Genomic DNA, 9291 nt, shown 5'->3' with positions numbered 1-9291 from the left:
GTTCAAAGCGAGCGCCGCCACGACAAAAGGAAGAAAGGAGAAAGCAAAGCTCTTGACCACGGACCAGGCATGAAAACATAAATCAACCAGGGTCACTTCTCAGTGAAAATCCCGGGTCAACTCTCAGCGGAAATCAACACGCGGGTGGTATGAACAGAGCGCGGCTTCGTGATCAGAGAAGACAAAGATGTCGAAAAACCCACTTCGCCACCACACGCCTGACGACGACCCGGAAGCCGGCACGCCCGGCACAGGCGAGGATGTCTGCCCCGATTGCCACGGGACAGGCAAACAGATCGATCAGAAGTCAGGCAAGTCCACGCAAGAGCCCTGTGAGCGCTGCGACGGAACCGGTCGGATTGTCGAGGGAATTGGCTAGACGCCATGGGCGAACTGGAAGAGGCGAAAGCCAAGGCCGCCGCCGTCTACAACGCGGCGGCGGATTATTTTGACCACCCCGTGAGCTCCTTCTGGCACCGCTTTGGGCGGCGCACAGTTGAACGCCTCGGGTTGCGGGCGGGAGAAACCGTCCTCGATGTGTGCTGCGGAAGCGGCGGCTCTGCGCTGCCTGCCGCCGATGCCGTCGGGCCACAAGGCAAAGTCGTCGCGGTCGATCTCGCCGAACGACTCATCGCCTTGGGCGAGGCGAAAGCGCGCGCCGAGGGCCTCGGCAATATCGAATTCAAGACAGGTGACATGCTCGCGCTCGGCTATCCCGACGCCAGCTTTGATGTCGTGGTCTGCGTCTTCGGGATTTTCTTCGTTCCCGACATGGTGGCGGCTACCAAGGAGTTGTGGCGCATGGTGCGTCCCGGCGGGCGGCTGGCCATCACCACATGGGGGCCGAACCTCTTCGAGCCCGCCAATAGCGCCTTTTGGGAAGCCATCAGCGCGGAACGCCCCGACCTCATAAAGGGCTTCAACCCGTGGGAGCGGATTTCGACGCCTGAGGGGCTGCCCGAGATGCTCGGCGAGGAAGGAATCGAGAACCCAAAAATCGTCGCGGAAGCGGGAAGCCATCCTATAGGCTCCCCGAATGACTGGTGGCTGGTCGCCATGGGCAGCGGCTACCGCGGAACGCTCGCCCAACTCGACACGACGACATTTGCTCGGGTGCGCGATAGGAATCTTGCGCTCCTCGGGCAATGCGCTGCGATCACAACGAATGTTGTTTACGGTGTTGCTATCAAGTAGACCGCAGCGCACCCGCAAAGGGGAAAGCGATATCCAGCGCGCTTTCTCAATATGCTGCATGTCGGAATGGCGGCTCAGAGGCTTCGGCGACGACGGGCAACCCCGCGGCGCGCCATTCGGGCAGACCGTCTTCCAGGCGGCGCGCCGCAAAGCCTTTGCTGCACAATAGGGCCGCCGCCTCGATAGAAAGGACGCAGAAGCGCCCCCGGCAATAGGCGACGATTTCTTGCGACGGATCGAGCTCGCCGAGCCGCGCTTCGATATCTTTCAGTGGAATGTTCACGGCGTTCGGCAGATGGCCGAGCGCGAATTCGTCTTCCGGCCGCACGTCGAGCACGGTGACCGTCCCCGCGTGAATTCGTTCGAGCAACTCCCCACGCGGCACGGGCTCGAGCCCGTCTCGGTCGCTGAAATAGCGGCGCATGAGACGTTCGACTTCCGCAATATTGCGCTCCGCCAAACGGCCCAGCGCCGCCAGGAGATCGAGCACGGCTTCATCGGCAAGCCTGTAATAGACGAACTTCCCGCCGCGTCTCGCGCCCACCAGGCCGGCTCGTCGCATATGCTGGAGGTGCTGCGACGCGTTGGCGATGGAGAGGCCGGTCTTCTGCGCCAGCGTTTCGACGCTGCGCTCCCCTTGGGCGAGCTGCTCCAGCAGTTCGAGGCGATGCGCGTGGCCCAGAGCTTTGGCGACGGCGGCGAACTCCGCGAACAGCGCCTGTTTGGGACTTTGGGTTGACATGGGAAGCCCTGGCTATATCATTCAAGCGAATAATTGAATAGGTTCCAAGCGCTTTGTCAAGACGCCCTTGCGGCAGCCGCTGGGAGAACAAGAGCAAATGCGGAGGCCTCCATGATCTCGCGCCAGTTCCTGCATGCCAGGCCCAGTTGCGGCTTCCTACTTTTTCGGCTGCGGCGGACGCGCCGCCGGGGCGGTCGTCGACCCGGTCGGCGATATCGCCCCCTATCTGCGAACAGCCGAAGAAACCGGCATGCGCATACGCTATGTGATCGACACGCATCTACATGCCGACCACGTCTCTGCCGGCCGCGAATTGGCCGAGGCGGCGGGCGCTCCCTACGTGCTGTTCGTCGAAGCGAAAACCGCCTTTCCCTTCCATGGCGTGAGCGACGGCGACGTTCTGGAGCTGGGCAACGTCACGATCAGCATCCTGCACACGCCGGGCCATACGCCCGAGCATATTTCGTTGCTCGTCACCGATCGCACCCGCGCCGAGGAGCGCTGGTTCATGTTGACCGGCCATACGCTCATGATCGGCGATCTCGGCCGCACCGAACTCGCCGCCCATGCCGAGGAAGGCGCGCGCGTGCTGTTCAGGTCAGTGCAGCGGCTCAAGGCGCTCCCGGACTATCTCGAAATCTATCCCGGCGCCTACTCCGGCTCGGTCTGCGGACGCAGTCTGAGCGGCAAGCCAAGCTCGTCGATCGGCTTCGAGAAGCGCCACAACAAGGCGTTTCGCATCGAGGACGAGGAAGCCTTTGTTCGCGCGATGGTCGCCGACATTCCCCCTCCGCCGGTGCAGGCGGCTGAAATCCGCGCGGTCGATTCCGGCTTCAAGGAAGCGGCGGAATGAGCGTGCGCAATACGGGCGCGCCCACTCGCTCGCCCTCCGGCGTCACCCTCGGCCTGCTCGCCAATTGGCGGCAGTTCGCGCTGCTCGTTTTGATCAACGCCTTTGTCGGCGGCATGGTTGGCATCGAGCGCACGGTCGTGCCGTTGATCGGCTCCGAGGAATTCGGCATCGCTTCGACCACGCTGGTGGTTTCGTTTATTGTCAGCTTCGGTGCGGTCAAGGCCTTCGCCAATCTCGTCTCGGGACATCTCGCCGATGTTTGGGGCCGCAAACGCGTGCTGGTTTTAGGCTGGCTGGTTGGTCTGCCGGTCCCCTTCATGATCATGTGGGCGCCGAGCTGGGGATGGATTGTCGCCGCCAATGCGCTGCTCGGCGTCAATCAGGGCCTCGCGTGGTCGATGACCGTCATCATGAAAGTCGACCTCGTTGGCCCGAAATCGCGCGGGCTGGCGGTCGGCCTGAATGAATTCGCCGGCTATCTCGCAGTTGGCGTCACCGCGTTTCTGACTGGCTATCTCGCGTCGGAGTACGGGCTGCGGCCGACGCCCATCTATTTGGGGGTCGGCTACGCGATTGCGGGCACGCTGCTCTCCATCGTGCTGGTCCGCGACACGCGCGCCCATGTCCGCGCGGAAATCGGCGACACGCCCCACGAAGCCGCCGCCATGGGCTTTTGGGAGGTGTTTGCGCTCACCTCTTACCGCGGCCGCAATCTCTTCGCCGCCTCGCAGGCGGGGCTCGTCAACAATCTGAACGACGGCATGAGTTGGGGCATTTTCCCGCTGTTCTTCTCGGCTTTTGGCCTCGGCGTCGAGCGGATCGGCATTCTCAAAGCCGTCTATCCGGCGAGCTGGGGCGTTCTGCAAATCGCGACCGGGCCGTTGAGCGATCGTTGGGGCCGCAAAGGGCTGATCGTCGCGGGCATGTGGGTGCAGGCCGCCGCTCTCTTCCTCGTCGCTGCGACCCGCGAATTCCATTTCTGGCTGATCGCCAGCCTGCTCCTCGGCTTGGGGACCGCTATGGTCTATCCCAGCCTGATCGCCGCCGTCTCGGACGCATCGCATGCAAGCTGGCGCGCGCGGTCGCTCAGCGTCTACCGCTTTTGGCGCGATCTTGGCTACGCAATCGGCGCGCTCTCCGCGGGCATCATTGCCGACTTGTTCGGAATGGCGTGGGCAATCGGCGCGGTCGCGGCGCTCACCTTTGCCTCCGGCCTGATTGTCGCTGTGCTGATGCGCGACTCTCATCCGGACGTGAGACGGACCCATGACCAGCGGCGATAAGCAGAAAGCCTCGCAGCGGGCGGCAGAGTTGATCGCGTCTTATGCCCGCTGGCGATCGGGCAGTCTCGGCCAAATCACCGAAGCGCTCGAGCAAACGCTCCTCGTCAAACTGCTCGGGCCGGTCGCCGGCAAGGCGTTGCTCGACGTTGGATGCGGCGATGGCGCCCTTGCTGTGGAACTCGCCCGCAGAGGCGCCGACGTGACAGGACTTGATGCGGATCCGACGATGCTTGCCGCCGCGCGCCAGCGGGCCGAACCGCGAATGTTCGATTGGGGCTCGTCGACGGCAAGGTGGAGGCGTTGCCGTTCCCCGATGCGGCGTTCGACCGCGTCCTTGCGGTCACGGCCCTCTGTTTCATTCCCGACGCCGAGCGAGCCATTACGGAAATGGCCCGCGTGCTGAAGCCCGGCGGCCTGCTTATTATCGGAGAACTCAGCAGCCGAAGCCTATGGGCCGCCTGTCGCCGCGCGCGTGGCTGGCTCGGCCATCCCGTATGGCGCGCGGTGAGATTTCGTTCTCCGGGCGAGCTTCGCCGGCTCGTGAGCCGAGCGGGACTCGATGTGCGCGAGATGCGCGGGGCCGTCTATTACCCCCCATGCGGGGCGGCGGCGCGCCTGCTCGCGCCTGTCGATCCCTGGCTCGGGCGGCGAACAACTCTCGGCGCGGCCTTTGTCGTGCTATCCGCGGTGAAGCCAACCCTGCGCGCTGAGCCTGGCGAGGCTGCGCCCAGCTTGCGGCACGAGACGCCGTCGCCGGAATCGCCCCGCCCAAACAGCCTGAATTTCTATGAGCGCTGGATGCTCCCGCCGCTGCTCGATCGGGTCATGCGGCAATCTCAACTTGAAAAATACCGCCGCGAGGTGATCGCTCCCGCTCGCGGCCGCGTGCTCGAAATCGGGGTCGGCTCGGGGCTGAATTTTCCTTTTTATGGCGCCCAGGTTGAGATGGTCGTTGGCGTCGACCCCTCGCCCCGCTTGCTGGCTCTGGCGCAGCGACGCGCGGCTGACGCTGGTGTGAAGGCTGAACTCGTGGAGGGGACGGCGAGCGCGTTACCGCTTGCTGACCGTTCGATCGATACCATCGTCATGACCTGGACGCTTTGTTCGATCCCCGATCCCCTCCTTGCCCTCCGCGAGATGCGGCGCGTCCTTAAGCCAGATGGTCGCCTGCTCTTCATTGAACATGGGCTCTGCCCCGAGAAAGGCGTCGAATTCTGGCAGCATCGTTTAACCCCCGCGTGGCGTCATGTGTCGGGTGGCTGCCAACTCGACCGAAAAATGGATGATCTGATCCGCGCCGCCGGCTTCGAGCTCACGGAGCTTAGACATCCATATGCGGAAGGCCCCCGCATTTTCACATACATGTATGAAGGATGAGCACGGCCCGGCGCCTGAGGCCCCGTGAAACCCGCTCGGCTGGCTTCATGCGCTTGTGATGTTTCACACAAATAGAGCTCAGAGCTTTCCCGCTTTTTCAACCGCGCGGGAATTGCCGCGCTGGCACCAGCAAGAGGAGCGCGAAAGCGCCGAGGACGGCGGAGCCAGCCCCGTAATAGAACACAGCGGCATGCCCGACTTTGTCCCAAAGCAACCCCGCCGCAATGCTGGCGACAAGTTGCAGCAGGCCTACGGTCGTGCTGAACCAGCCAATGCCTCCGGCCCTCAGATGCTCGGGGACGAAGTCGGACGCGAACGCCTTGCCCACGGAGCGGAAGACGCCCTCGTAAAGCCCATAGAAAACGAACAATCCGGCGATCATCGCAATGTTGGTCGCCAATGCGAACCCAAGGTAAGCGACTCCAAAAATGACGAAAGAGGCGAGCAGGACATTCTTTCTGCCGAAGCGGTCGGAAAGAGCCCCCGCTGGATAGGAAATCAGCGCCGCGATCAGATTGAACCCCGCATAGATGAGAATGGTGGCTTCGAGAGACACCCCGAAGTCCTGCGTGCGCAGAATGAGAAAGGAGTTGCTGGAATTGCCGAGACTGAACAAGGCTGTCACCAGCAAATAGGCCCAATAGCTTCTGGGAAATTGCCAAATGCTGGCGTCGATTTTCGATTTGGCGGCCGCGGCGGCGGGCCGCTCCGTCACCAGGAGAACCATAAGAAAAGCGAGAAGCCCGGGGATCAGCGCCACATAAAAAATCATGCGCATATCAACATGCAGGGAATAGAGGAGAAAGGCGGCCAGGATCGGCCCCAAAAACGCCCCCGCATTATCACCGACGCCTTCGAGGCCAAAGGCTCTGCCTCGGTTCTCATCGTCGACCGAAGACGCGATCAGCGCGTCGCGCGGCGCGGAGCGAATGCCGGAACCCAGCCGGTCGAGGAAGCGCGCGCCAAATACGGCCGGCCACACCGTAGCGACGCCCATCAGCGGCTTGCCGAGCGCGGCCATGAAGTAGCCAAGGAGCGCAATCGGCTTTCTTTTTTGCAGCTTGTCCGATAGCGCGCCGGAGAAGCCTTGGACGACGTTTTGGGCGGCTTGGGCGAAACCCTCGACCAGGCCGACGACGCTGCCGGTCGCATGCAGCGTCTGCGTCAAAAAGACCGGCAGAATGGGATAGAGCATTTCCGTCGAAACGTCGGCGAACAAGCTGGCGAGCGCCAAAAGAAAAGTGTTCCGAGAGAGCCCCGAAAAGATTTGCCGGGCGGTCGTGGAAGCCATGGCGAGCCCTCGGGGGTGTTGCACCTATCGTTATAGAGCGCTCCCCTTTGAGGGTTTTGCCCCTTGAAAGGGATTGACGCCGGCCAGTATGGCGTTAACGTTATCGTATTCCGATAACGAAATACGTAGATCTGGATCGATGCAGGACAAGTATCTTTATGCCGGGTTGATCCGGCTCCACGTTCTTCACCATGCGGCGAAGGAGCCGATCTATGGCCTCGCCATGATCGAGGAACTGGGGCGTCACGGCTATAAAATCAGCCCCGGCACGCTTTATCCAGTCCTGCATGGGCTCGAAGAGAAGGGCTACCTCGCCTCGTCTGAGGCGAGGCTTGGCAGCACGGCGCGCCGTGTCTATCGGGCGACGCCCGCCGGACGCAGGGCGCTCGTCGCCGCCAAACAAAAGGTGCGGGAATTGTTCGGCGAGCTGTTTGAGGATGACCCCGCTTGAGCTGTCCCCCTCCAACCAAGAGGAGACACGAATGTTCGAGTTTGACAACGCCCGCCGCCGTTTGGCCGTCGCCGCTGGCGCAGGCCTCCTGCTCGCAGGGACCGCCTCCGCGCTTGTTCAGGCCGCCGAGAAGAAAAACGAGAGCAAGGAAAAGGAAGTTGGCGCGGTCGAAGACCTCATGCGCGAGCATGGCGTGATCCGCCGCGCAATCCTCGTCTATCGCAACATGGCTGGGAAACTCCGGGCCAACCCCGCGAGCCTTGATCCCGATTTACTGCGCCGCGCGGCGACGATGTTCCGCGCCTTTGGCGAGGACTATCACGAGAAAAAGCTCGAAGAGGCGTATATTTTCCCGGCGGTCAAAAAGACCGCCGGCCCGGCGGCGGCTGATGTCGATATTCTTCTTGCGCAACATCAACGTGGTCGGGAAATCACAGATTACATCCTCGCCCTAACCTCGAAAGGCGCTATCGGAACTGGCGACGCTGAGCCGCTGGCTCGCGCCTTGGAGGGCGTCGAACTGATGTATGCGCATCACGCGGCGCGCGAGGACACGGTGGTTTTTCCAGCTTGGAAAGACGCACTCTCGGGGCATCAACTCGACGAAATGGGCGAACTGTTCGAGGAAGTCGAGCACAAGCAATTTGGCAAGGACGGCTTTGAGGACGCCGTCGCGCAAATCGCGCGCATCGAGGAAGCGCTCGGGATAGCCGACATTGGCCAGTTCACCCCACCGCCCCCAAAGGGGTGACGGGTGATGACCGCTGGTGTTGAGGCGAGGCCCGATAAAGAGCGTCGCGCCCTTCTGGAAGTGCTCTGGATATTCCTGCGGCTGGGCGTGATGAGCTTCGGCGGGCCAATCGCCCATCTTGGCTATTTCCGTGCCGAATTCGTCGAGCGCCGCAAATGGCTTGACGAAGCGGCCTACAGCGACATTGTCGCGCTCTGTCAATTCCTGCCCGGCCCCGCGAGCAGCCAGGTCGGCATTATCCTCGGCATGTTGCGCGCCGGCTTTGCAGGCGGACTGGCGGCATGGCTTAGCTTCACCATGCCTTCGGCCCTCGCGCTTGTCGCCTTCGCCTATGGCGTCGGTCGCCTTGGCGATCTCTCGCATGTCGCGTGGTTGCACGGTCTCAAAATCGTGGCCGTCGCGGTCGTGGCGCAAGCGGTTTGGGGCATGGCCAAAAACCTATGTCCGGATCGGGAGCGGGCGACAATTGCCGTAGCGGCGACGCTGCTGACTTTGGCGGTTCCCTCCGCCAGCGGCCAGATCGGGGCGATTGTGGCCGGGGGCGTGATTGGCTGGCTGTTTCTCTCGAGCGCAAACAACGCTACCACGACACCGCTTGCGGTCCCAGTCGGCCGCCGGATGGCTATTGCTTCCCTTACGCTGTTTGCCGTCTTGCTTTTTGGGCTGCCCGTGCTGGCGAAGGCGACTGCCAATCATACGATCGAGCTTATCAGCAGCTTTTACCGCTCCGGCTCGCTGGTTTTCGGCGGCGGGCATGTGGTGCTCCCGCTGCTGCAGCAAGCCGTCGTGCCGCGCGGCTGGATCGATAATGACGCGTTTCTCGCGGGCTATGGCGCGGCGCAAGCGGTTCCCGGACCGCTGTTCACTTTCGCGGCCTATCTCGGCGCAGCCATGAAGACTGCGCCGAATGGCTGGGCGGGCGGCCTCGTCTGCCTCGCCGCGATCTATCTGCCATCCTTCCTTCTTCTCCTCGGCGCTCTCCCCTTCTGGGACGCCCTGCGTCATCGCGCGGGGGTGCAATCGGCTCTCAAAGGGATCAACGCGACGGTCGTCGGCATCTTGCTCGGCGCGCTTTACACGCCGGTTTGGACGAGCGCGATTTTCGCGCCGGGAGATTTTGGGCTTGGTCTGCTCGCCTTCCTCCTACTCGTGTTTTGGCGTACGCCGCCCTGGTTGATCGTTATCTTCGGCGCGGGTGGCGCAACGGTTCTAGAGGGTGTTATGTACTTTGGTGATTGATTGCTTTAGTAGAATCGGATGTCTTCGATTCGCAAACCGTATCCTTCTGACGTCAGCGACGAAGAGTGGTCGCTGGTTGCGCCTTATCTGACGCTCATGGACGAGGGCGC

The 9291-nt window shown here is 62.5% G+C and carries 11 protein-coding genes and 1 pseudogene; 10 read left to right on the top strand and 2 right to left on the bottom strand.

Annotation, left to right across the window (positions count from 1 at the left end; translation table 11 throughout):
* Positions 1–187 precede the first annotated feature (187 nt).
* Together ACR652_RS13875 and ACR652_RS13870 are read left to right on the top strand one after the other, a co-directional pair.
* Positions 188–379 (top strand): hypothetical protein, encoded by a 192-nt coding sequence (locus ACR652_RS13875; protein WP_434507076.1) that lies wholly within the window; start codon positions 188–190, stop codon positions 377–379.
* 5 nt (positions 380–384) lie between these two features.
* A complete protein-coding gene (locus ACR652_RS13870) occupies positions 385–1194 on the top strand; it encodes a class I SAM-dependent methyltransferase (RefSeq protein ID WP_434507075.1) in 810 nt (269 codons plus the stop codon).
* Between the two features lie 46 nt (positions 1195–1240).
* Here the strand turns inward: ACR652_RS13870 and ACR652_RS13865 are convergent, their stop codons facing one another.
* Complete coding sequence (locus ACR652_RS13865; protein WP_434507074.1) at positions 1241–1936, bottom strand: ArsR/SmtB family transcription factor; 696 nt, start codon at positions 1934–1936, stop codon at positions 1241–1243.
* A 133-nt stretch (positions 1937–2069) separates the two neighbouring features.
* On the opposite strand from ACR652_RS13865, the gene ACR652_RS13860 reads away from it, so the two are divergent.
* The 4 genes and pseudogenes from ACR652_RS13860 (at position 2070) to ACR652_RS13845 (ending at position 5449) form a co-directional block, all read left to right on the top strand.
* Entirely contained in the window at positions 2070–2789 is a 720-nt protein-coding gene (locus ACR652_RS13860) for an MBL fold metallo-hydrolase (RefSeq protein WP_434507073.1), read from the top strand.
* Positions 2786–4072, top strand: a complete 1287-nt coding sequence (locus ACR652_RS13855) for an MFS transporter (RefSeq protein ID WP_434507072.1) — start codon at positions 2786–2788, stop codon at positions 4070–4072. Before ACR652_RS13860 ends, ACR652_RS13855 begins: the two co-directional genes overlap by 4 nt.
* Positions 4073–4222: 150 nt before the next feature.
* Positions 4223–4582, top strand: a pseudogene (locus ACR652_RS13850) (class I SAM-dependent methyltransferase); the annotation flags it as partial.
* Positions 4583–4642: 60 nt separating this feature from the next.
* A complete protein-coding gene (locus ACR652_RS13845) occupies positions 4643–5449 on the top strand; it encodes a class I SAM-dependent methyltransferase (protein WP_434507077.1) in 807 nt (268 codons plus the stop codon).
* 97 nt (positions 5450–5546) lie between these two features.
* On the opposite strand, the gene ACR652_RS13840 is transcribed toward ACR652_RS13845, so the two are convergent.
* Positions 5547–6740, bottom strand: coding sequence for an MFS transporter (locus tag ACR652_RS13840; protein ID WP_434507071.1), 1194 nt, complete (start codon positions 6738–6740; stop codon positions 5547–5549).
* 139 nt (positions 6741–6879) lie between these two features.
* Here ACR652_RS13840 and ACR652_RS13835 point away from each other — a divergent pair, with 139 nt between their 5' ends.
* From ACR652_RS13835 to ACR652_RS13820, 4 genes are all read left to right on the top strand, one after another.
* Complete coding sequence (locus tag ACR652_RS13835) at positions 6880–7191, top strand: PadR family transcriptional regulator (protein WP_434507070.1); 312 nt, start codon at positions 6880–6882, stop codon at positions 7189–7191.
* A gap of 178 nt (positions 7192–7369) precedes the next feature.
* Positions 7370–7942: a hemerythrin domain-containing protein gene (locus ACR652_RS13830; RefSeq protein ID WP_434507069.1), complete on the top strand. Its 573-nt coding sequence runs from the start codon at positions 7370–7372 to the stop codon at positions 7940–7942.
* Positions 7943–7948: 6 nt separating this feature from the next.
* Entirely contained in the window at positions 7949–9181 is a 1233-nt protein-coding gene (gene chrA / locus ACR652_RS13825; RefSeq protein WP_434507068.1) for a chromate efflux transporter, read from the top strand.
* Between the two features lie 18 nt (positions 9182–9199).
* The coding region (locus ACR652_RS13820; protein WP_434507054.1) for a transposase at positions 9200–9291 on the top strand (92 nt) is incomplete at its 3' end.

The sequence above is a fragment of the Methylocystis sp. genome, assembly GCF_051061225.1.
Classification (GTDB): domain Bacteria; phylum Pseudomonadota; class Alphaproteobacteria; order Rhizobiales; family Beijerinckiaceae; genus Methylocystis.
This window is presented reverse-complemented; position numbering and strand designations above follow the sequence as displayed.

Excerpts from the sequence above, each read along its gene's own strand:
- ACR652_RS13830 (WP_434507069.1), top strand. The coding sequence starts at position 7,370 with ATGCGCGAGCATGGCGTGATCCGCCGCGCAATCCTCGTCTATCGCAAC.
- chrA (WP_434507068.1), top strand. The coding sequence starts at position 7,949 with ATGACCGCTGGTGTTGAGGCGAGGCCCGATAAAGAGCGTCGCGCCCTT.
- ACR652_RS13840 (WP_434507071.1), bottom strand. The coding sequence starts at position 6,740 with ATGGCTTCCACGACCGCCCGGCAAATCTTTTCGGGGCTCTCTCGGAAC.
- ACR652_RS13875 (WP_434507076.1), top strand. The coding sequence starts at position 188 with ATGTCGAAAAACCCACTTCGCCACCACACGCCTGACGACGACCCGGAA.
- ACR652_RS13835 (WP_434507070.1), top strand. The coding sequence starts at position 6,880 with ATGCAGGACAAGTATCTTTATGCCGGGTTGATCCGGCTCCACGTTCTT.
- ACR652_RS13855 (WP_434507072.1), top strand. The coding sequence starts at position 2,786 with ATGAGCGTGCGCAATACGGGCGCGCCCACTCGCTCGCCCTCCGGCGTC.
- ACR652_RS13860 (WP_434507073.1), top strand. The coding sequence starts at position 2,070 with ATGCCAGGCCCAGTTGCGGCTTCCTACTTTTTCGGCTGCGGCGGACGC.
- ACR652_RS13845 (WP_434507077.1), top strand. The coding sequence starts at position 4,643 with ATGCGCGGGGCCGTCTATTACCCCCCATGCGGGGCGGCGGCGCGCCTG.
- ACR652_RS13870 (WP_434507075.1), top strand. The coding sequence starts at position 385 with ATGGGCGAACTGGAAGAGGCGAAAGCCAAGGCCGCCGCCGTCTACAAC.
- ACR652_RS13865 (WP_434507074.1), bottom strand. The coding sequence starts at position 1,936 with ATGTCAACCCAAAGTCCCAAACAGGCGCTGTTCGCGGAGTTCGCCGCC.